The organism is Anoxybacillus amylolyticus (assembly GCF_001634285.1).
Taxonomy (GTDB): Bacteria; Bacillota; Bacilli; order Bacillales; family Anoxybacillaceae; genus Anoxybacteroides; species Anoxybacteroides amylolyticum.
In genome coordinates, this window is sequence record NZ_CP015438.1 from 1444944 (window position 1) to 1465520 (window position 20577).

Below are 20577 nucleotides of genomic sequence, written 5' to 3' on the forward strand. Positions count from 1 at the left end.
ACTAATATGTGTTAATATTTAGTAGCCCTTGTGAGGTGTTACGAATGGAAAGTTTGAAAATTTCGTTACAATTATTCATAGAATATTTACAAATTGAAAAAAATTATTCACAATATACTATTGCGTGTTACGCACATGATATTGAACAATTTTTTGCATTTATGCATGAGCAGGCGATTGGAGGATTACACGAAGTGACGTATAGCGATGTCCGGTTATATTTGACGAAGCTATATAACGAGCGCTTCACGAGTCGCTCCATTTCTCGCAAAATTTCTAGTTTGCGCAGTTTTTATAAATTTTTGCTGCGGGAAAAGAAAGTCGCCGAAAATCCATTTGCGCTTGCGACGTTGCCAAAAAAGGAACAAAAAATTCCGCATTTTTTGTACGAACAAGAATTAGAATGTTTATTCCATGTCAATGATGTAAATACAGCGCTCGGTCAGCGCAATCAAGCGCTTTTAGAACTGCTTTATGCAACGGGTATTCGTGTTAGTGAATGTTGTCACATTCAGCTTTCCCATATCGATTTTTCGTTGTCGACGATTTTAATTTATGGGAAAGGAAATAAGCAGCGGTACGTTCCGTTTGGACGGTTTGCGAAAGAAGCGCTTGAGCGATATGTGCAAAACGGCCGAAACGAACTGTTGCAAAAAGGGAACGTCGCTCATTCTTATTTATTTGTCAATTTTCGCGGGCGTCCTTTAACACCTCGAGGGGTACGGCACGTGGTTCATGAGATCGTAGAGAAAGCGGCGTTAACACAAAAAGTAAGCCCGCACGTATTTAGGCACACGTTTGCGACCCACTTGCTTAATGAAGGAGCGGATATGCGAACCGTTCAAGAATTGCTCGGTCACACTCGCCTTTCTTCCACACAAGTTTATACGCATGTAACGAAAGACCGTCTGCGCGACATTTATCTACACACCCATCCGCGAGCCGAGAAAAGCGCAGAACGATCCTTGGTTTTGCCAGGGAAACATCCGACGGAAGCGCAAGCGTTCGACGAAGACGTGCTTGCACGTCGAACGGCGAAAGCAGACGCGGAGGAGGATGTTAGTTCGCAGCTAGCCAAGAAAAGCGAAGGCGATTGATTTTTATTTTCCTTTTTAAAGGAGGAGTTTTATGGAGTTCCATGCGACAACGATTTTTGCAATTCATCATAACGGCGCGTGTGCAATGGCTGGGGATGGCCAAGTGACGTTTGGTAATGCGGTCGTCATGAAGCATACGGCGAAAAAAGTACGAAAACTTTTTCGTGGCAAAGTGTTGGCTGGATTTGCTGGTGCAGTGGCGGATGCGTTTACGCTGTTTGAGATGTTTGAAGGAAAACTTGAAGAATATAATGGCAATTTGCAGCGCGCAGCGGTCGAACTAGCGAAAGAATGGCGAAGTGATAAAGTGTTGCGTCGGCTAGAAGCGATGCTAATCGTCATGGATGCGCGACATTTGCTGTTAGTGTCTGGAACGGGTGAAGTCATTGAGCCGGATGATGGCATTTTAGCGATTGGCTCCGGTGGAAACTACGCGCTTTCGGCTGGTCGAGCATTGAAGCGATACGCTGGTGAGCAAATGACCGCAAAAGAAATTGCGAAAGCCGCGCTAGAAATTGCTGCAGACATTTGCGTGTATACAAACGGCCATATCATCGTCGAAGAATTATAAGCGGAGGGAAATGCGATGAATTTAACGCCTCGGCAAATTGTTGAAAAGTTGGATCAGTTTATCGTCGGTCAAAAAGAAGCGAAAAAAGCAGTGGCGGTCGCTTTGCGCAACCGTTATCGCCGTAGCTTGCTCGATGAGAAGTTGCGCGATGAAGTCGTGCCGAAAAACATTTTAATGATTGGGCCGACAGGGGTAGGGAAAACGGAAATCGCAAGACGGCTTGCGAAGCTTGTCGGTGCTCCGTTCATTAAAGTGGAAGCGACGAAATTTACAGAAGTCGGCTATGTCGGTCGCGATGTCGAATCAATGGTGCGTGACCTTGTCGAAACAGCTGTCCGGTTAGTGAAAGAGCGAAAAATGAACGACGTAAAAGACCGAGCAGAGAAGCAAGCAAATAAACGGCTCGTTGAATTATTAGTGCCAGGGAAGCAAAAACAGACGATGAAAAACCCGTTGGAATTGTTGTTTGGGGGCGGTCAACCGACGCCACAAGACGATGCGAAAGAAGATCAATACGTGGAGCAAAAGCGAAAACAAGTCGCGATGCAATTAGCGAACGGAGAGCTTGAGGACGAATTCGTAACAATCGAAGTCGAGGAACAGCAAGTGCCATTGTTTGACTTTTTACAAGGTGCGGGCATTGAGCAAATGGGGATGAATATGCAAGATGCGCTTAGTAGCTTTATGCCGAAACGGCGCAAAAAACGGAAGTTAAAAGTAAGCGAAGCGCGGAAAGTGTTGACAAACGAAGAAGCACAAAAATTAATTGATATGGACGAAGTGACACAAGAAGCCATTTACCTTGCAGAACAATCAGGAATCATTTTCATTGATGAAATCGATAAAATTGCTAGCAGGGGACACACCTCTTCTGCAGACGTTTCCCGCGAAGGGGTGCAGCGTGATATTTTACCGATTGTGGAAGGGTCGACGGTGATGACGAAATACGGCCCGGTGAAAACGGACTATATTTTATTTATTGCCGCGGGTGCGTTCCATATGGCAAAGCCGTCCGATTTAATCCCAGAATTACAAGGACGTTTCCCGATTCGGGTAGAGCTATCGAAGCTAACAGTTGATGATTTTGTCAAAATTTTAGTAGAGCCAAACAATGCGCTAATTAAGCAATATACCGCGCTTTTGGAAACAGAAGGTATACAACTTGAATTTTCTGACGATGCTATTCGTAAGATTGCGGAAGTAGCGTATGAAGTCAACCAAACGACAGATAACATTGGCGCGCGGAGACTGCATACGATTATGGAAAAGTTACTAGAAGATTTATCGTTTGAAGCACCAGATATTACACTTGAAAAAATTATCATTACCCCACAATATGTGGAACAAAAACTAGGAAATATCGTCAAAAATAAAGATTTGAGCGAGTTTATTTTGTAGGAGGCTGTTAGAGATGAATTTATTACAAAAAACAAGAACAATTAATGCGATGTTGCAAAAAGCGGCAGGAAAACCAGTGAATTTTAAAGAAATGGCGGAAACACTTTGCGAAGTAATCGAAGCGAACGTGTTTGTTGTTAGTCGCCGAGGGAAACTATTGGGTTTTGCGATTAAGCAATCAATTGAAAATGAACGAATGAAAAAAATGCTAGCAGATCGTCAGTTCCCAGAAGAATATACGAACAATTTATTTAACATTACAGAAACATCGCCGAACTTAGATATTAATAGCGAATACACAGCGTTCCCTGTTGAAAATCGTGAATTGTTTAAAACGGGTTTAACGACAATCGTGCCGATTAACGGTGGTGGGGAGCGGCTCGGTACGCTTATCCTATCAAGACTTGATCGCGAGTTTGATGATGACGATTTAATTTTAGCAGAATACGGGGCGACGGTTGTTGGTATGGAAATTTTGCGTGAAAAAGCGGAGGAAATCGAAGAAGAAGCACGTAGTAAAGCCGTTGTCCAAATGGCAATTAGCTCGTTGTCGTACAGCGAATTGGAAGCGATTGAGCATATTTTTGACGAATTAGACGGAACAGAAGGATTGCTTGTTGCAAGTAAAATCGCTGACCGTGTTGGCATTACGCGTTCGGTCATTGTAAACGCGCTTCGTAAGCTTGAAAGTGCTGGCGTGATTGAATCGCGCTCGCTTGGAATGAAAGGAACATATATTAAAGTGTTAAATGACAAGTTTTTAACAGAGTTAGAAAAATTAAAGGCACATTAACAAAAAAAGGGGCTGATGTCATCAGCTCCTTTTTTTGTGAGAAGGGTAAAAATAGTACAAACTTCCGACTATACATTATTTACTCATTCTTTTAAAATAGAAATATCAGATATTGTCGAAAAAGGTAGATAAAGAGGGGATTTTTGGTGAAACTATTTTCACGCACGTTTACTATGCTCGAACAAGGTCTTGATTATGCGTCTCTGAAACAAAAAGTAATTGCAAACAATATTGCTAATGCGGATACACCGAATTATAAAGCAAAAGATGTGCGTTTTAAGACAGCGCTTGAACAAGCGCTAGCACCGCTGGAAGCATATGGAACCAATCCAAAACATTTTTCCTTCAAAAGCCCGGATACTAGCAATTTTTTAGTGACGACAAGAAACGATACAGTATACAATCATAATGGAAATAGTGTCGATATCGATAAAGAAATGTCGGAGTTAGCCGAAAACCAAATTTATTATAATGCGTTAGTGGAACGGTTGAATGGTCAGTTTAACACGTTAAAAATGGTCATTAAAGGAGGAAAATAATGCATGTCTATTTTTCAAAGCTTAAATACAACAGCATCCGCATTAACTGCTCAGCGACTAAGAATGGACGTTATTTCCTCCAATATGGCGAATGTTGATACGACGCGCGCGAAATTGGTTAATGGACAATGGGAACCGTATCGGAGGAAAGTAGTAGTGATGGAGCCGATGGAAAAGGGGTTCTCTTCGTATTTGCAAGCAGCCATGGATCGCTCTTCTGTTGGGAATGGAGTAAGGGTTACGAAAATTGTCGAAGACCAAACTCCGTTTAAGCTCGTGTATGACCCAACGAATCCGGATGCGAATAAGGACGGCTACGTCCAACTGCCGAACGTCGATCCGTTAAAAGAAATGGTCGATTTAATGAGTGCCACTCGGTCCTATGAAGCGAATGTGACCGTGTTCAATGCATCGAAAGGAATGTTAATGAAAGCGTTAGAAATCGGAAAATAAGGAGAATGAGCGATGATTAATAAAATAAATAATCTACTTTCAGCGACGACGATGGCGCCGGTTGCCAAACCAGTAGACGCTCAAAAGGAGTTTGCAACTTTTTTGAAAGATGCCATCGACAAAGTGAACGATGAACAAATCCAAGCGAACAAACTGACAGAAAAACTAGTAAAAGGAGAGAACGTTGATTTACATCAAGTCATGATCGCTTCTCAAAAAGCAAGCATTTCGTTGCAACTTGCGGTTGAAATTCGCAATAAGGCGATTGAAGCCTACCAAGACATGATGCGGATGCAAGTATAATTAATGCACTGCTAAACAAGCATTCTATTTATCTTGCAATAATCGGAGGAATACTATGAATCAACGAATGAAAGAGTGGCTGACACGAATAGCTACTTTTTGGCGGGAAAGAACAAAAACGCAAAAAACAATGGCGATAGGTGCGGCTCTTCTTTTCTTTACGATTGTTGGAACAGCCTCGTATTTTGCGACGAAAACGAATTTTGTTCCGTTGTATAGCAATCTTACGCCACAAGAAGCTGGGCAAATTAAAGCCACGCTCGATCAACGTGGCGTTCAGTCGGAAGTAGCGGATAACGGGACAACGATAAAAGTGCCCGAAAAACTAGCAGATACATTAAAAGTAGAATTAGCAGCGCAAGGGATTCCGGATAGCGGAAGTATCGATTACTCATTTTTTGGAAAAAACGCTAGTTTTGGTATGACGGATAATGAGTTTAACGTCGTCAAATTGAAAGCGATGCAAACCGAACTCGCTAATTTAATTAAAAATATAGACGGCGTGGAAGATGCCAAGGTGATGATCAATCTTCCACAGCCGAGCGTATTTGTATCGGATGACCAGGGCGAGGCGTCTGCTTCTGTCGTCTTAAAAACAAAACCAGGCTATAAGTTTAGTGACGAACAGATAAAGGCGTTATACCATCTCGTATCGAAGAGCGTCCCTAATCTTCCTACTGATAATATCGTCATTATGAACCAATATTTTGAGTACTTTGACCTAAAAAATGATGAAAAATTTTCGACAGCGACTGCGTTTGCCACACAAAACGAAATTAAAAAACAGATTGAACGTGACATTCAGCGGCAAATTCAACAAATGCTTGGTACGATGATGGGGCAAGATAAAGTTGTCGTATCGGTGACAGCAGATGTCGATTTTACACAAGAAAACCGAGAAGAAAATCTAGTTGCTCCAGTGGATGAGCAGAACAAACAAGGGATAGCTGTAAGTGTGCAACGCATTAAAGAAACATATTCTGGACAAGGTGCACAGCCGGGCGGGACAGCTGGAACAGGCACAAGCGAGGTTCCGGGTTATCAATCCTCCACAAGCAATTCGAATGGAGACTATGAAAAAACAGAAGAAACCATTAACAACGAAGTAAACCGAATCAAAAAGAAAATTGTCGAAAGTCCATATAAAGTAAGGGATTTAGGCATTCAAGTGATGGTCGAGCCACCAAACCCGAAAAACCCGAGTTCATTATCCCAGCAAACCGTTGATGATATTAAGAAAATTTTAGGTACGGTTGTTCGCACATCGATTGATAAACAAGACGGGCAAACGTTGACCGATCAAGACATTCAAAATCGGATTGTCGTTTCCGTACAAAAATTTAATGGGAAAACAGATTTTACACAACCACAAACGACCATTCCAACGTGGGCATACATCGCTGGTGGAGCACTTTTACTTGTGTTAATCGGTCTAGCCGTCTTTTTCCTTATGCGTCGGCGGAAAAAGGAAGACGAAGCGATGGACGAATTCATTGGCGAATCTCTTATGCCGGAACTCCCAGATATTCATGAGGAGAAAGAAACAGAAGCTACATTACGGCGTAAGCAGCTAGAAAAGCTGGCGAAAGAAAAACCAGATGAGTTTGCGCAGTTGTTAAGAACATGGTTAGCGGAAGACTAAAAGGAGGGGGAACATGGCGAAGAAAGAAAAAAAAGGGGAACTCACAGGAAAGCAAAAAGCGGCCATACTCCTCATTTCACTTGGACCAGATGTATCTGCGTCGGTGTATAAACATTTATCGGAAGAAGAAATCGAAAAGTTGACGCTTGAAATTTCAAACGTTCGCCAAGTGGCGTCGCAAGAAAAAGAAGAAGTCATCGAGGAGTTCCATCAAATTGCTTTGGCGCAAGATTATATCGCTCAAGGCGGAATTGCCTATGCGAAAGAAGTATTAGAAAAAGCGCTCGGTTCTGAAAAAGCGATAAACATTATTAATCGCCTTACATCAGCATTAATGGTGCGTCCGTTTGATTTTGCGCGCAAGGCGGATCCAGCGCAGCTATTAAATTTTATTCAAAACGAACACCCCCAGACGATTGCGCTTGTTCTTTCGTATTTAGAGCCAGCGCAAGCAGGGCAAATTTTATCGTCGCTTCCGCAAGAGATGCAAGCCGATATTGCTCGTCGGATTGCACTGATGGACAGCACATCACCAGAAGTGATTAATGAAGTGGAGCAAATTTTAGAACGAAAGCTTTCGACTACCGTTGTACAAGATTATACACAAACAGGTGGTATTGAAGCGGTCGTCGAGGTGCTAAATGGAGTAGACCGAACAACAGAACGTACGATTTTAGACGCACTTGAAATACAAGACCCAGAATTAGCCGAAGAAATTAAGAAGCGGATGTTTGTCTTTGAAGATATCGTGACGCTTGATAATCGTGCGATTCAACGTGTTATTCGCGAAGTCGATAATAATGATTTAATGTTGGCATTAAAAGTATCGAGCGATGAAGTGAAAGAAGTCGTCTTTCGCAACATGTCAACGCGTATGGCAGAAACGTTTAAAGAGGAAATGGAGTTTATGGGACCTGTTCGTCTCCGTGATGTAGAAGAAGCACAATCGCGCATTGTAGCAGTGATTCGTCGCCTCGAAGAAGCGGGCGAAATCGTTGTTGCACGCGGTGGAGGAGATGATATTATTGTCTAATGTCATTAAAGCGCCGTTTGCGAAAACCGACCATCATAATAAAAAGATGATTGAAATAAAGCAGTATTTTTTGCAGCAACCAAATGTTTCACCACTCGATCAAAGCGAACAAGAAAATGCACAAATGTTGATCGAGGAAGCAAAACGGCAAGCACAATTGATCCAGCAAGAAGCGGAACATTATTATCACTCCGTGAAACAACAAATTTTACAAGAACAAGAACAATGGCAACTCACAAAACAACAGCTAGCGAGAGCGGCACAGCAGGAAGGGTACGACGCTGGATTTATTCAAGGAAAAGAAGAAGCGCTTCGCCAATATGAACAACTGATACACGAAGCAACACAAATCATCGAAACAGCCAATGAACAGTTTTATGAGCATATGGAAGCAGTGAGTGAAACGATTTTACTTATTGGGCTCAAAGTGGCGGAACGAATTGTTGGGGAAAAACTTACGGAAAATCACGAACATTTTCTTTCACTTGTGAAGCGGGCGATGAAAGAAGTGCGGGAGCAGTCAGAAGTGAAAATATACGTTCATCCGCGCTACTATGATTGGCTTGCGCAGCAAAAGGAAGAACTAAAGGCGATGTTTAACGAACCGGTCGATCTTTTTCTCTATCCAGATGAACAGTTGCAAGAAACCGGCTGTATTATCGAAACGCCATTTGGGCGTATCGATGCTAGCGTAGATACACAGTTGCAGCAAATAAAAGAGCAACTGCTTGAGCGGCTCGAGGAGGCAACATCGTGAATTGGGAAATGCTCCTTCATGAGATTGAAACACTAGACTCGTATAAACGGTTCGGAAAAGTGACGCGCGTCATTGGACTAATGATTGAAGCGAAAGGACCAGAAAGTTCGGTTGGCGATGTTTGCTACATTCATGTCGGTGGGGGGAGAAAAAAAATAGCGGCAGAAGTCGTTGGCTTTCGCGAGCAACATGTGTTGCTTATGCCATTTTCCACTGTTCAAGACATTGCACCTGGCTGCATTGTAGAAGCGACTGGAAAACCTCTACAAGTAAAAGTGGGTATGGAGTTAATTGGAAAAGTACTTGATTCGCTCGGACAGCCGCTAGACGGAGGATCACTTCCAAAAGGGTTGCGTTCGCTATCGATTGAGCAAGAACCACCAAACCCGCTTTTGCGCCCGCCGATTGCTGAGCCAGTCGAAGTCGGCGTTCGCTTGATTGACAGTTTGTTGACGGTCGGAAAAGGACAGCGCGTCGGCATTTTTGCGGGTTCAGGCGTTGGGAAAAGCACATTGCTTGGCATGATTGCCCGCAATACGAATGCCGATGTAAATGTCATCGCTTTAATCGGAGAGCGTGGACGTGAGGTGCGCGAGTTCATTGAACGTGACCTTGGACCAGAAGGGCTCTCCCGTTCGATTGTTGTCGTTGCAACGTCCGATCAGCCGGCACTTATGCGCATTAAAGGGGCGTATACGGCGACGGCAATTGCGGAATATTTCCGTGACAAAGGAATGAACGTCATGCTCATGATGGATTCCGTCACACGTGTGGCGATGGCGCAACGGGAAGTAGGCCTTTCGATTGGTGAGCCACCGACAACCAAAGGATATACTCCTTCCGTCTTTGCCATTTTACCGAAACTGCTTGAACGGACAGGAACGAATGAACACGGGAGCATTACAGCGTTTTATACCGTATTAGTCGACGGAGATGATATGAACGAACCAATTTCGGACACAGTGCGCGGCATTTTAGACGGCCATTTTGTACTTGAGAGAAATCTAGCAAATAAAGGGCAATATCCAGCAATTAACGTCCTTAAAAGCATTAGCCGGGTGATGAACTATATCATTCCCCCGGAACATAAAGCAGCAGCGGAAAGATTTCGCCAGCTTTTGTCCACGTATATGCATTCGGAAGATTTAATTAATATTGGGGCATATAAGCGTGGGTCATCGCGGGAAATCGATGAAGCGATTCGTTATTATCCGAAACTTCTTGATTTTTTAAAGCAAGATACGCATGAAAAATTTACGAAAGAAGAAAGCATTCACATGCTGCTTCAACTCGTACACTCGGGGTGAGTAAACGATGGTTCGGCCATTTAAACTCCATAAATTGCTAGCGATTAAAGAAAAGGAAAAAGAAAAAGCGCTTCGGGAATATCATGAAGCGACCAAGCGGTTTGAGGAAATCGGCGAGAAGCTATACCATTTGCTCAAACAAAAAGAAGAGTATGAAGACACGTACAAACAAAAAATGCGCATTGGTCTTTCCATTCAAGAAATCCGTCATTTTCGCCAATTCGTGACCAATTTAGAACGAACCATTTCTCACTATCAACAGCTAGTAGCGCAAGCGCGCGAACAGATGCTTTTGAAGCAGGCGAAGCTATCAGAAGTAACAATCGAAGTGAAAAAATACGAGAAAATGAAAGAAAAGCATGATCAAGCTGTACACGAAGTGTTGCAAGCTGCCGAAAACCGATGGATGGATGAGGTGTCGATTCAGCAATTTATCCACCATAAGAATTGGGTGAGAGGATGAAAGAACAAGTAATAGAGAAAGAAATCGAAATGGAAGAGGAAGAGAAAATAGGAAAGTTTAAATGGTTTTTATTTGTCATCGTCATTCCGCTTTTATTTACGATTACATTAGCACTTGTCATCGCGACGGTCGCCGGTTTTAATGTATTTGGCGCTATCCAAAAGTACGGGACAAACATTCCGTACGTGTCGGAATGGCTGAACGGAAAACAGCAGACAACTGACCAAATTTTACAAAAGACGATGCTAGAACAAAAAGCAATGATTGACGAGAAGACGCAACAAGTAAAGAAACTAGAAACCACTATTAAAAATAAGCAAAGTGAAATCGACACGCTAAAGCAAGAAATCCAGCGCCTCAATGCAGAGCTAATTGCCGTAAGACAACAACAAGAAGGAACGACAACAAGCGTGACAAAACCAACTGTCCAAGACATTGTCAAAATATATGAAACGATGTCGGAGAAAAACGCTGCTGATATTATTTCTAGAATGTCAGAGAATGACGCAGTTAATATTCTTGCGTCCTTAAGTAGTGAGAAAGTAGCGGCGATTCTTGAAAAGATGAATCCTGTTAACGCAGCGAAGTATACAACGCTACTTGCGAAGCGTGCGGAAGCAAATACGATTAGGTGAGGAGGGGGAAGGGATGAAGATTGGCACTCCAACAGTATTAGCGAAAAATGTCGCTATCTATCAAACAAGAGAAAACGAAATAAAGAAAATATCTGAAAAAAGTGCCTTTCAGCAACTACTCTCGCAGGAACAAGTAACCAATTGTAATGAGAAGATAGATTTTAATAAAGAAAAAAAGACGGCTGAAGTTTTAGGGGAAATAGAAAAGAAGTTAAAGGATCTATGGAAAAAAAACGGATTTGAATTCCCTGATAGTAATGAGGGGAATTTTGTTGAATGGTCACTTCAGCAGTTGTTACCAGATGTATTAAAAAATATAAATGGAAAGTTAGAGATTCAACGAGCAGAAAAATTTTTTGATTTAGAAAATATAGCTGAAAATATAACAGAAAGTTTAGACTCATCCTTGTCCCAGTTATTAGCAGGTGAATTGCAAGTAAGTGGTGTGGAAAATCCTCTGTTTATGTTTCTTAACTCATTTCAGCAGGCAGATTCTTCGGAGGCATTAATAAAATTTAAAGATGAATTAAAAAGCATACTTTATAGTTTTTCTCCATCTTTGAAAGAAGCAATCAATGAGAGGGAATCCGTTCAACCATTTGCTTTAAAATCAATAAAAAATAAAGGAGTATTACAAAATAGTCGATTAGATTTTTTTCCCTATATTCATTTAAGGAAGCCATCGATAGTTGAGGGGGCTGTAGAAAAAAGTAGTTTGAAATCCATGAATCAGCAGGAAGTGTTTAACCCACTAACAGCACAACTGCAAATAGCAAGCACTACTTTTTCAGAGAATATGAGGCCTAAAGATACGGGAAACCATTTAACTGCTGTTAATAATAGTATTATGTTTTCTTTTTTTCAACAAGCAGGAGTACCCGTCATTTCTTTGAACGAAACAGCTTCAAAATCGAATGTTAACCAACAATTTGTGCAACAGTTAATAGAAGTGATGAAAGGAAGTAAATTTACAAAATTGGCGAACGGGCAGGCTCAACTAATTGTTCGCTTACACCCCGAACATTTAGGTACGTTGACGATTAAGCTTGTTCAAGAAAATGGCGAACTGATGGCTAAAATTATTGCTTCAAGTACATCTGCAAAGGAACTTATTGAAGCGAATATACACCAAATTCGTCATGCAATTCCGGTGCAAAATATTGCGATTGAAAAGTTTGACGTATTCAATCAACAACAAACATATGAGCCATCACACCGAGAGCAACAAGGAAGAGCACGCGATGAGCAGCATTCGCGCCAAGAGCAGCAATTTTCCTCTGAACAGGAAAACCAACTCGATTTTAAAGATGCTTTTACAAATGAATTAGTCAATTTTGAAGTATAGGGGGGTGTTAAAATGACAAATTCCATTGACCCTAGTGTATTTTTGAGCAACTATAAGCCACCGGATCGTCGAACAGGTCAGCAAACTCTTGGAAAAGATGATTTTTTGAAAATTTTGCTTGTTCAATTACAAAATCAAGATCCGTTAAATCCATTAGAAGATAAAGAATTTATTTCACAAATGGCAAATTTCTCTACTCTTGAACAAACGGCAAATCTAGCGAAAGAGATGGAGCAATTTATACAAATGCAAAGTGAAAGCACTATCTTGCGGTATAGTGAAATTATAGGAAAAAAAATTTATTGGGGAGATACAGAAAATAAAAAGACTAACACAACTGATATATCGGCGAGCGGTATTGTTAAATCAGTATTACAAAGAAATAACGAAATTATTTTAGAACTAGATAATGGAAAAACGATATCAAGCAAACAGATTATCAAGGTAGAAGCTGCAGAAAAGGAAATGCTCTAATTGGATAAAGCATTCATGAGCAATTTTTACCTGTCGGTTAAGTATGAAAAAACACTCATAGATTCGTTATTTTCACAGAAAATAAAAAGGGAGAGGAACTAAATGCTTCGTTCTATGTATTCTGGGATTAGCGGAATGAAAAACTTTCAAATAAAACTAGACGTCATCGGCAATAACATTGCTAACGTAAATACCTATGGGTTTAAAAAAGGGAGAACAATTTTTAAAGATCTAGTAAGCCAACAAATTGCGGGTGCAAGTGCACCAGTTGCTAATACTCGTGGGGGTGTGAACCCAAAACAAGTTGGTTTAGGGGCGCAACTGGCAGCAATTGACACAGTCCATACGCAAGGAAGCTTGCAAACAACAGGACGCACTCTTGATTTAGCTATCTCCGGAGATGGATTTTTTGTCTTAGGAAATGGAGTTACAGCAGGAACTATTAATAGTCCTGTGTATACAAGGGCAGGAAACTTTTATCTCGACCAAAATGGCGACATTGTAAATGCAGATGGACTGTATTTGATCGGTGAGCCTTACAATCCGCCGGCTACTGCTACAGGGAATGCAGGGAAGATTAATATTCCAACAACAGCCAAAAGTTTTAGTATTGGCTCTGATGGAACAGTGAATTATGTAGATAGTTCTGGTAATTTGGTTACAGCAGGAAAAATTTATTTAGCCAAATTTAAAAATAATGATGGTTTGGAGAAAGCTGGTCAAAACTTATTTAGAGAAACTGCAAATTCTGGTTCTATTGATACAAACGGAACGACAGGTGTTCAGCTTGGGGAACTGACTGCTCCAGGTACTAGTGGAACGGGGACAATCGTTGCTGGTGCATTAGAAATGTCTAACGTCGATCTTTCTGAAGAGTTCACGGAAATGATTGTCGCGCAACGCGGCTTCCAAGCAAATACACGCATTATTACAACGTCGGATGAAATTTTGCAAGAACTTGTTAATTTAAAGAAATAATAAAGGAGGGAGGGCACTAGACTCCGTCTAGTGCCCATATACATATGATCACATTGACGCGATTAAATGGAAAAACATTTACATTAAACGCGATATACATAGAACAAGTGGAAGCCTTCCCAGATACAACGATCACTTTAACGAATGGCAAAAAAATTGTCGTGCGTGAATCTGTAAAGGATGTGGTAGAACTCGCCCAACAATTTTATCAACAAATTTCAATTATCGGGCTTCCGCGGGAGACGGAGGGATGGGGCAGTGAGTAAACTATGGAAAACAATGCTGATTGTGCTAGTGACGATCACGCTCCTATCTGCTGTTGCATTGGTTGTTGTTTTAAAATTTACAGGGAAAGAAGAAAAAAAAGCGCCAACAGCAGATGAAATCGTTGCTAGTTCAGTCGATGTACCGGAAATTACAACCAATTTAGCCGATGGTAGTTTTATTAAAATCTCGTTTAAAATTCAAATGAATAGCGAAGATGGGAAAGCCGAGGCAGAAAAGCGCGATTTCCAAATAAAGGATATTATTATTGAACAGTTATCGATGATGAAACCTGCTGATTTTAATGGGGAACAAGGGAAGACCAGTTTGAAAAATCGTTTAAAAGAAAAGATTAATCAAATTATGCAAGATGGAAAAGTGGAGCAAGTGTACATTACTTCCTTCATCCTCCAATAATTGTACGAGGAGGTGAGAACGTTGTCGGGTGAAGTGTTATCCCAAAGCGAAATTGACGCGCTGTTGGCGGCGCTGTCAGCGGGGGAAATGGACGCAGAGGAGTTGAAAAAAGAGGAAGCGGATAAAAGAGTAAAAGTATACGATTTTAAACGAGCGCTTCGTTTTTCTAAAGACCAAATTCGCAGCCTTACCCGCATTCACGAAAACTTTGCAAGGCTACTAACGACGTTTTTCTCAGCGCAATTGCGGACGTATGTGCAAATTTCTGTTGCTTCCGCTGATCAAATTCCGTACGAAGAATTTATTCGCTCGATTCCAAAGATGACGATTTTAAATGTATTTGAAGTGCCGCCATTAGACGGTCACATTATCATGGAAGTGAACCCTAACATTGCTTATGCGATGCTTGATCGTGTCATGGGCGGAAGAGGTGTAAGTTTAAATAAAGTAGATAATTTGACGGAAATTGAGATGCGGATTATGTCCAACTTGTTTGAAAAAGCGTTCAGTAATTTACGTGACGCGTGGGAATCAGTTGCCGAAATCGATCCGATATTAGCAGAGTTTGAAGTGAACCCACAATTTTTACAGATGGTGTCACCAAACGAGACAGTTGTTGTCATTTCTTTAAATACGCAAATTGCGGAAACGAGCGGCATGATTAACGTATGTATTCCCCACGTTGTGCTTGAACCGATCATTCCTCGTCTTTCCGTTCATTATTGGATGCAGACGCAAAAAAAAGAGCGGGTACCAGAAGAAATAGAAGTGCTAGAAAAACGAATTAAAGTAGCTAAATTGCCGGTTATTGCAGAACTTGGTACATCCACTATAACCATTCAAGAATTTTTGCAGCTTGATGTTGGGGATGTGATCCAGCTCGATCAGTCGATTCAAGAACCACTAATTATTAAAATTGGCGATGTGCCAAAATTTATCGGTCAGCCAGGAAAAGTGAATAAACGCTTGGCTGTTCAAGTGTTAGATACGCTGAAAGGGGGAGAAGACAACGATGATGAGCGATGACATGCTATCTCAAGATGAAATTGATGCGCTGCTGCGCGGAACGACGAGTTTTGATGATACTCCGACCGCTACTCCATCTGTTGATGAGGTGCTATCGACGATGGAGCAAGATGCGTTAGGAGAAATCGGAAACATTTCATTTGGAAGTTCGGCGACGGCGCTTTCGATGTTGCTCAATCAAAAAGTAGAAATTACAACACCGAGCGTATCGGTCATTCGTCGTGAAGATGTGCCACACGAATTTCCACATCCGTACGTGGCCATCCAAGTGAACTATACTGATGGTTTTTTAGGAACGAATTTACTTGTCATTAGACAGACGGATGCAGCGATTATTGCTGACTTAATGCTAGGGGGAGATGGAAAAAACCCAGCGGATTTGATGGGAGAAATTCAATTGAGCGCTGTCCAAGAGGCGATGAACCAAATGATGGGCTCTGCAGCCACGTCAATGTCTACGATTTTTGGTAAAAAAGTGGATATTTCCCCTCCGACACTTCATTTGTTAGATGTCAAAGAGGGAGAAGGAATTGAGTATTTACCGCCAGAAGATATTTTAATTAAAATTTCGTTCCGTCTAAAAATTGGGAACTTAATTGATTCAAACATTATGCAGCTATTGCCGGTTGATTTCGCAAAAGAGTTAGTACAAAATTTATTGCAACCGTCTAGTACGAATGGCCCTACATCCGATAGAATGGAAATGAGCAATGGTGGAGGAAATTCAACTCCTTCTGCAATTTCTCAGACGTCGGATCAAACATATGCACAGTCGGCTCCACACGTGTCACAAGAGCCGCATCCAGCTTATGCTTATACACAGCAACCACCACATACCCCGAATCACTTTGGTGCCTATGTTGGGATGGAGAAGCAACATGTACAACCGGTTGATTTTGCTCATTTTGATCCTGTTCCTAGCGTGGAAGGAGAAACACGCAACTTAAATATGCTGCTCGATATTCCGTTGCAAGTAACGGTAGAGCTAGGAAGAACGAAACGATCGGTGCAGGATATTTTAAGCCTTTCGTCTGGTTCTATTATAGAGCTCGATAAGCTCGCTGGAGAGCCAGTCGATATACTTGTCAACAACAAACTAATCGCAAAAGGAGAAGTTGTTGTTATCGACGAAAATTTTGGGGTACGTGTAACAGATATTATTAGCCAAAGCGATCGTCTGAAAAAATTAAAATAGCGTAGGAGGTTTTCAGAATGGCAAGAATTTTGATCGTAGATGACGCAGCATTTATGCGAATGATGATTAAAGACATTTTAACGAAAAATGGGCACGAAGTTGTCGCGGAAGCAGCGGACGGTGCACAAGCAGTCGAAAAATATAAAGAAATTCGCCCGGATTTAGTGACGATGGACATTACAATGCCAGAAATGGACGGGATTACCGCACTGAAAGAAATTCGGAAAATCGATAGCAATGCGAAAGTAATCATGTGTTCTGCGATGGGGCAACAGGCAATGGTCATTGATGCAATTCAAGCGGGGGCAAAAGATTTTGTTGTCAAACCGTTCCAAGCCGACCGCGTCATTGAAGCGATTAACAAAACGCTTGGTTAACATAAGAGGTGGAACAATTTGCTTCAACTTCGAACGATAATAATCGCTTTACTAGTAATGGTTGCTTCGCAAACAAATATAGCGTTTGCGGAGCAATCCCCTACCGTGAAACAATGTATTGACCATCCAGAAACGTGCGAAAAAGCACCGTCGGCGAAAAGCGAAAAAAATGATACACAGCCAGTGCAAGCAGTCTCGTTTACTGCTTGGGATGTGGTCAAACTTATTTTTTCTACGTTGTTTGTGTTAGCGCTTATCTACGCGCTGCTAAGATTTATGAACAAGCGTAGTCGTTGGCTGACAAAACGCGGTCTTGTCGAACATCTTGGTGGGACACATGTCGGGACAAACCGATCTGTTCAGCTTGTCAAAGTAGGAAAACGCATTTTCGTGGTAGGTGTCGGAGACTCTGTTCAGTTACTAAAAGAAATTGAGGACGAAAAAGAAGTAAATGAATTATTAGTGATGTATAACGAATCGCTGCAACATATGCTAGAGCCGAACGAACGGTTGACATCATGGTTTCGTCGGTTGATGAAAAGCGATACAAAAGAAGAAAAAAAGGAAATGACTTCGTTTGGTAGTTTATTCGCTAAACAAATGCAAGAATTAACGAAAGAGCGCCAAAAGCTGCTGAAGCAGATAGAGAAGGGGAAAACTTCTGATGAATGAGTTTATGCAGTTTTTTAATCAGGTGGCTCCAGAAAATGTGTCGATGTCGGTGAAGTTGCTTTTGCTACTCACGGTATTTTCAATTGCGCCGGGCATTTTAATTATGATGACTTGTTTTACTCGTATTATTATCGTTTTATCATTCGTCCGTACGTCGCTCGGGACGCAACAAATGCCACCAAACCAAGTATTAATTGGATTAGCGCTATTTTTAACATTTTTTATCATGGCACCGACGTTTAAACAAATTAACGACCAAGCGCTACAGCCACTATTTTCAGAAAAAATTAATTTAGAACAAGCATACGAACGGGCTTCTGTTCCGTTGAAAGAGTTTATGAGCGAACACACGAGGCAAAAAGATTTGGCGCTGTTTTTAACATACAGCGGGGCGAAAAAGCCAAAAACCGTGCAAGACATCCCGTTGACAACACTAGTTCCTGCTTTTGCGATTAGCGAGATTAAAACGGCGTTTCAAATGGGGTTTATGATTTTTATTCCGTTTCTTGTCATTGATATGGTCGTTGCGAGCGTGCTTATGTCGATGGGGATGATGATGCTTCCGCCAGTCATGATTTCGTTGCCGTTTAAAATTTTATTATTCGTGTTAGTCGATGGCTGGTATTTAGTCGTCAAATCATTATTGGAAAGCTTTTGAAAAGTGGGTGAGCGAATGTGAATGCCAATGTTGTGATTCAACTTGCCGAACGAGGCGTCTATATGGTTTTAGTCGTTTGCGGTCCGCTCATGTTGTTGGCACTTGCTGTTGGTTTGTTAATCAGCATTTTTCAAGCAACGACCCAAATTCAAGAACAAACGCTTGCCTTTGTTCCAAAAATTGTTGCAGTGTTAATTGGACTTATTTTTTTCGGTCCGTGGATGTTGTCGCGAATGGTTTCTTATGCATACGAAATTTTCAATAACTTAACTAGGTTTGTAGGCTGATCGTATGGAGCAAGTGTTATCCTATTTTCCGGCATTTTTATTAATATTTGCTAGGGTAGCGTCTTTTTTTACGACAATGCCGTTATTTTCGTATCGCACGATTCCAAATACCCATAAAATTGGCTTATCTTTTTTTATAAGCTGGACGATGTTTCTTGCGATGAAAAAAGAAGTCATTCCGCTCGATGACACGTACGTATTGCTTGTTGGCAAAGAAGTATTGGTTGGTCTTTGCCTTGGCTTTTTTGCATATATGATGATGGCAGCCATCCAAATCGTTGGTGGTCTCATTGATTTCCAAATGGGATTTGCAATTGCTAACGTTATCGACCCACAAACAGGCGCGCAAAGCCCGTTAATGGGACAATATTTGTATATGTTTGCTCTATTGCTGTTGCTGTCTTTAAATGGTCATCATCTTTTATTAGACGGGATATTTTACAGCTACAGGTTTATTCCATTGCATACGGTTATTCCGTTCGGACACGAACAGTTTGCGCAGTTTGCATTAAAGGCGTTCAGTGAAATGTTTGTTATCGCATTTCAAATGTCCGCACCGATTGTCGGATGTTTATTTTTAGTCGATGTTGCCCTAGGCGTTGTGGCGCGAACGGTGCCGCAATTAAATATTTTTGTTGTCGGGATGCCTGTAAAAGTAATTGTCGGCTTTTTATTGCTCATGGTGATGATGACAACATTGTTTATCGCTGCCCAACATTTGTTTGAAACGATGGTTATATCATTGCGCGATTTAATGGGCATTATAGGGGGCAAATAAATGAAAACGTTACGTCTTGATTTGCAATTTTTTTCCGGGGAAAAAACAGAAAAAGCAACGCCGCGCAAACGGCAAGAAGTACGGGAAAAAGGACAAGTCGCCAAAAGCGCCGATTTAAATACGGCGATTGCCCTATTGTTTACGTTTCTCACGCTATTGTTTTCTGGAAGTTTCTATAAGGAAACGTTTTTTCGCTTTTTGCAACAATCGTTTCAACAATATATAAAAACAGATGTGACCATCGACTCCGTACATTTGTTGTTTTTAACGATTTTGCAACAAATGGCATGGGTTGTTGCTCCCATTTTTCTCGTAGCTGTTTTTGCTGCGTTAGTCGCTAATTTTTTGCAAGTCGGCTTTTTATTCACGACAGAGCCGTTGCAAATGAAATTAAGCAGACTAGATCCCATTCAAGGATTTAAACGAATGTTTTCACTACGTTCACTTGTGGAATTATTGAAATCTATTTTGAAAATTTCGTTTGTTGGATTCGTCACGTTTTTCGTACTATGGACAAAACTTGGAGAAATTTTGTCATTAACGACGAAATCGTTAACCACGACATTAAGCTCGTTAGCTAGTTTAGCAGTACAAATGGGTCTTTATGCGTCTTCAGCGTTACTGTTTCTTGCTCTGCTAGATTATTTATACCAGCGGTTCGATTTTGAAAAAAATATTCGCATGTCAAAACAAGAAATCAAGGAAGAGTACAAAAAAACTGAGGGAGACCCGCTCGTTAAATCGAAAATTAAGCAAAAGCAACGCGAAATGGCGATGAAGCGCATGATGCAAGAAGTTCCGAAAGCGGATGTGGTCATCACGAACCCGACGCATTACGCGGTTGCACTAAAATACGAAGACGGAGAAATGGATGCCCCGATCGTTATTGCCAAAGGCGCCGATTATATAGCATTAAAAATAAAACAACTAGCAAAAGAGCATGATGTCGTGACAGTGGAAAATCGTCCACTCGCTAGGGCATTATATAGTCAAACGGAAGTCGGTGACGTGATTCCCGAGCAGTTTTTTAAAGCGGTGGCGGAAATTTTAGCATATGTATACCGACTAAAACGAAAAATTTAGCGAGATTGCATCGATTAAGGTGCTTTAAGGAG

The 20577-nt window shown here is 41.4% G+C and carries 25 protein-coding genes and 1 pseudogene; all 26 read left to right on the forward strand.

Annotated features, from left to right (window positions below; genetic code table 11):
* Positions 1-44: 44 nt before the first annotated feature.
* Positions 45-944 (forward strand): annotated as a pseudogene (gene xerC, locus GFC30_RS07405) (tyrosine recombinase XerC); the annotation flags it as partial.
* Between the two features lie 184 nt (positions 945-1128).
* The gene (hslV, locus tag GFC30_RS07410) at positions 1129-1668 is read left to right on the forward strand and encodes an ATP-dependent protease subunit HslV (protein ID WP_066323770.1); all 540 of its coding nucleotides are present in this window, start codon (positions 1129-1131) and stop codon (positions 1666-1668) included.
* 15 nt (positions 1669-1683) lie between these two features.
* A complete protein-coding gene (gene hslU / locus GFC30_RS07415) occupies positions 1684-3066 on the forward strand; it encodes an ATP-dependent protease ATPase subunit HslU (RefSeq protein ID WP_066323773.1) in 1383 nt (460 codons plus the stop codon).
* Between the two features lie 13 nt (positions 3067-3079).
* Entirely contained in the window at positions 3080-3859 is a 780-nt protein-coding gene (gene codY, locus GFC30_RS07420; protein ID WP_066323776.1) for a GTP-sensing pleiotropic transcriptional regulator CodY, read from the forward strand.
* 146 nt (positions 3860-4005) lie between these two features.
* Positions 4006-4398, forward strand: a complete 393-nt coding sequence (gene flgB / locus GFC30_RS07425; protein WP_066323780.1) for a flagellar basal body rod protein FlgB — start codon at positions 4006-4008, stop codon at positions 4396-4398.
* 3 nt (positions 4399-4401) lie between these two features.
* Entirely contained in the window at positions 4402-4851 is a 450-nt protein-coding gene (gene flgC / locus GFC30_RS07430) for a flagellar basal body rod protein FlgC (RefSeq protein ID WP_066323784.1), read from the forward strand.
* A gap of 12 nt (positions 4852-4863) precedes the next feature.
* On the forward strand, positions 4864-5154 hold the full coding sequence (gene fliE, locus GFC30_RS07435) for a flagellar hook-basal body complex protein FliE (RefSeq protein ID WP_066323789.1): 291 nt from the start codon (positions 4864-4866) through the stop codon (positions 5152-5154).
* 55 nt (positions 5155-5209) lie between these two features.
* On the forward strand, positions 5210-6796 hold the full coding sequence (gene fliF, locus GFC30_RS07440; protein ID WP_066323793.1) for a flagellar basal-body MS-ring/collar protein FliF: 1587 nt from the start codon (positions 5210-5212) through the stop codon (positions 6794-6796).
* A 13-nt stretch (positions 6797-6809) separates the two neighbouring features.
* Entirely contained in the window at positions 6810-7829 is a 1020-nt protein-coding gene (fliG, locus tag GFC30_RS07445) for a flagellar motor switch protein FliG (protein WP_066323796.1), read from the forward strand.
* The gene (fliH, locus tag GFC30_RS07450) at positions 7813-8586 is read left to right on the forward strand and encodes a flagellar assembly protein FliH (protein WP_066323799.1); all 774 of its coding nucleotides are present in this window, start codon (positions 7813-7815) and stop codon (positions 8584-8586) included. The genes fliG and fliH overlap by 17 nt, the downstream gene beginning before the upstream one ends.
* Positions 8583-9893 (forward strand): flagellar protein export ATPase FliI, encoded by a 1311-nt coding sequence (gene fliI / locus GFC30_RS07455; RefSeq protein WP_148660372.1) that lies wholly within the window; start codon positions 8583-8585, stop codon positions 9891-9893. The genes fliH and fliI overlap by 4 nt, the downstream gene beginning before the upstream one ends.
* A gap of 7 nt (positions 9894-9900) precedes the next feature.
* Positions 9901-10356 carry a flagellar export protein FliJ gene (gene fliJ / locus GFC30_RS07460; RefSeq protein WP_066323802.1) on the forward strand — a complete coding sequence of 152 codons (456 nt, stop codon included), beginning with the start codon at positions 9901-9903 and terminating at the stop codon, positions 10354-10356.
* On the forward strand, positions 10353-10991 hold the full coding sequence (locus GFC30_RS07465; RefSeq protein WP_066323805.1) for a MotE family protein: 639 nt from the start codon (positions 10353-10355) through the stop codon (positions 10989-10991). Before fliJ ends, GFC30_RS07465 begins: the two co-directional genes overlap by 4 nt.
* A gap of 13 nt (positions 10992-11004) precedes the next feature.
* A complete protein-coding gene (locus tag GFC30_RS07470) occupies positions 11005-12336 on the forward strand; it encodes a flagellar hook-length control protein FliK (RefSeq protein ID WP_066323811.1) in 1332 nt (443 codons plus the stop codon).
* Positions 12337-12348: 12 nt separating this feature from the next.
* Positions 12349-12810, forward strand: a complete 462-nt coding sequence (gene flgD, locus GFC30_RS07475) for a flagellar hook assembly protein FlgD (RefSeq protein ID WP_066323813.1) — start codon at positions 12349-12351, stop codon at positions 12808-12810.
* Positions 12811-12912: 102 nt separating this feature from the next.
* Positions 12913-13788 carry a flagellar basal body rod protein FlgG gene (gene flgG / locus GFC30_RS07480; protein WP_066323820.1) on the forward strand — a complete coding sequence of 292 codons (876 nt, stop codon included), beginning with the start codon at positions 12913-12915 and terminating at the stop codon, positions 13786-13788.
* Between the two features lie 44 nt (positions 13789-13832).
* On the forward strand, positions 13833-14054 hold the full coding sequence (locus GFC30_RS07485; protein ID WP_066323822.1) for a flagellar FlbD family protein: 222 nt from the start codon (positions 13833-13835) through the stop codon (positions 14052-14054).
* A 13-nt stretch (positions 14055-14067) separates the two neighbouring features.
* Positions 14068-14469, forward strand: coding sequence for a flagellar basal body-associated protein FliL (gene fliL, locus GFC30_RS07490; protein ID WP_066327242.1), 402 nt, complete (start codon positions 14068-14070; stop codon positions 14467-14469).
* Between the two features lie 21 nt (positions 14470-14490).
* Positions 14491-15495, forward strand: coding sequence for a flagellar motor switch protein FliM (fliM, locus tag GFC30_RS07495; protein ID WP_066323825.1), 1005 nt, complete (start codon positions 14491-14493; stop codon positions 15493-15495).
* Positions 15482-16690 carry a flagellar motor switch phosphatase FliY gene (gene fliY, locus GFC30_RS07500; RefSeq protein ID WP_066323827.1) on the forward strand — a complete coding sequence of 403 codons (1209 nt, stop codon included), beginning with the start codon at positions 15482-15484 and terminating at the stop codon, positions 16688-16690. The genes fliM and fliY overlap by 14 nt, the downstream gene beginning before the upstream one ends.
* A gap of 17 nt (positions 16691-16707) precedes the next feature.
* Positions 16708-17067, forward strand: a complete 360-nt coding sequence (locus tag GFC30_RS07505; RefSeq protein WP_066323831.1) for a chemotaxis protein CheY — start codon at positions 16708-16710, stop codon at positions 17065-17067.
* Between the two features lie 18 nt (positions 17068-17085).
* Positions 17086-17739 carry a flagellar biosynthetic protein FliO gene (locus GFC30_RS07510; RefSeq protein WP_066323833.1) on the forward strand — a complete coding sequence of 218 codons (654 nt, stop codon included), beginning with the start codon at positions 17086-17088 and terminating at the stop codon, positions 17737-17739.
* Positions 17732-18397 (forward strand): flagellar type III secretion system pore protein FliP, encoded by a 666-nt coding sequence (fliP, locus tag GFC30_RS07515; RefSeq protein WP_066323836.1) that lies wholly within the window; start codon positions 17732-17734, stop codon positions 18395-18397. The genes GFC30_RS07510 and fliP overlap by 8 nt, the downstream gene beginning before the upstream one ends.
* A gap of 17 nt (positions 18398-18414) precedes the next feature.
* Entirely contained in the window at positions 18415-18684 is a 270-nt protein-coding gene (gene fliQ / locus GFC30_RS07520; protein ID WP_066323838.1) for a flagellar biosynthesis protein FliQ, read from the forward strand.
* A gap of 4 nt (positions 18685-18688) precedes the next feature.
* Positions 18689-19462: a flagellar biosynthetic protein FliR gene (gene fliR / locus GFC30_RS07525; protein WP_066323840.1), complete on the forward strand. Its 774-nt coding sequence runs from the start codon at positions 18689-18691 to the stop codon at positions 19460-19462.
* Positions 19463-20545 (forward strand): flagellar biosynthesis protein FlhB, encoded by a 1083-nt coding sequence (gene flhB / locus GFC30_RS07530; RefSeq protein WP_066323843.1) that lies wholly within the window; start codon positions 19463-19465, stop codon positions 20543-20545.
* The last annotated feature ends 32 nt before the right edge of the window (positions 20546-20577 follow it).

What these genes read in the sequence shown, in the direction of transcription:
- hslV (WP_066323770.1), top strand. Translation starts at nt 1,129, where the DNA reads ATGGAGTTCCATGCGACAACGATTTTTGCAATTCATCATAACGGCGCG.
- hslU (WP_066323773.1), top strand. Translation starts at nt 1,684, where the DNA reads ATGAATTTAACGCCTCGGCAAATTGTTGAAAAGTTGGATCAGTTTATC.
- codY (WP_066323776.1), top strand. Translation starts at nt 3,080, where the DNA reads ATGAATTTATTACAAAAAACAAGAACAATTAATGCGATGTTGCAAAAA.
- flgC (WP_066323784.1), top strand. Translation starts at nt 4,402, where the DNA reads ATGTCTATTTTTCAAAGCTTAAATACAACAGCATCCGCATTAACTGCT.
- fliE (WP_066323789.1), top strand. Translation starts at nt 4,864, where the DNA reads ATGATTAATAAAATAAATAATCTACTTTCAGCGACGACGATGGCGCCG.
- fliF (WP_066323793.1), top strand. Translation starts at nt 5,210, where the DNA reads ATGAATCAACGAATGAAAGAGTGGCTGACACGAATAGCTACTTTTTGG.
- fliG (WP_066323796.1), top strand. Translation starts at nt 6,810, where the DNA reads ATGGCGAAGAAAGAAAAAAAAGGGGAACTCACAGGAAAGCAAAAAGCG.
- fliH (WP_066323799.1), top strand. Translation starts at nt 7,813, where the DNA reads ATGATATTATTGTCTAATGTCATTAAAGCGCCGTTTGCGAAAACCGAC.
- fliJ (WP_066323802.1), top strand. Translation starts at nt 9,901, where the DNA reads ATGGTTCGGCCATTTAAACTCCATAAATTGCTAGCGATTAAAGAAAAG.
- GFC30_RS07465 (WP_066323805.1), top strand. Translation starts at nt 10,353, where the DNA reads ATGAAAGAACAAGTAATAGAGAAAGAAATCGAAATGGAAGAGGAAGAG.
- GFC30_RS07470 (WP_066323811.1), top strand. Translation starts at nt 11,005, where the DNA reads ATGAAGATTGGCACTCCAACAGTATTAGCGAAAAATGTCGCTATCTAT.
- flgD (WP_066323813.1), top strand. Translation starts at nt 12,349, where the DNA reads ATGACAAATTCCATTGACCCTAGTGTATTTTTGAGCAACTATAAGCCA.
- flgG (WP_066323820.1), top strand. Translation starts at nt 12,913, where the DNA reads ATGCTTCGTTCTATGTATTCTGGGATTAGCGGAATGAAAAACTTTCAA.
- GFC30_RS07485 (WP_066323822.1), top strand. Translation starts at nt 13,833, where the DNA reads ATGATCACATTGACGCGATTAAATGGAAAAACATTTACATTAAACGCG.
- fliL (WP_066327242.1), top strand. Translation starts at nt 14,068, where the DNA reads ATGCTGATTGTGCTAGTGACGATCACGCTCCTATCTGCTGTTGCATTG.
- fliY (WP_066323827.1), top strand. Translation starts at nt 15,482, where the DNA reads ATGATGAGCGATGACATGCTATCTCAAGATGAAATTGATGCGCTGCTG.
- GFC30_RS07505 (WP_066323831.1), top strand. Translation starts at nt 16,708, where the DNA reads ATGGCAAGAATTTTGATCGTAGATGACGCAGCATTTATGCGAATGATG.
- fliP (WP_066323836.1), top strand. Translation starts at nt 17,732, where the DNA reads ATGAATGAGTTTATGCAGTTTTTTAATCAGGTGGCTCCAGAAAATGTG.
- fliR (WP_066323840.1), top strand. Translation starts at nt 18,689, where the DNA reads ATGGAGCAAGTGTTATCCTATTTTCCGGCATTTTTATTAATATTTGCT.
- flhB (WP_066323843.1), top strand. Translation starts at nt 19,463, where the DNA reads ATGAAAACGTTACGTCTTGATTTGCAATTTTTTTCCGGGGAAAAAACA.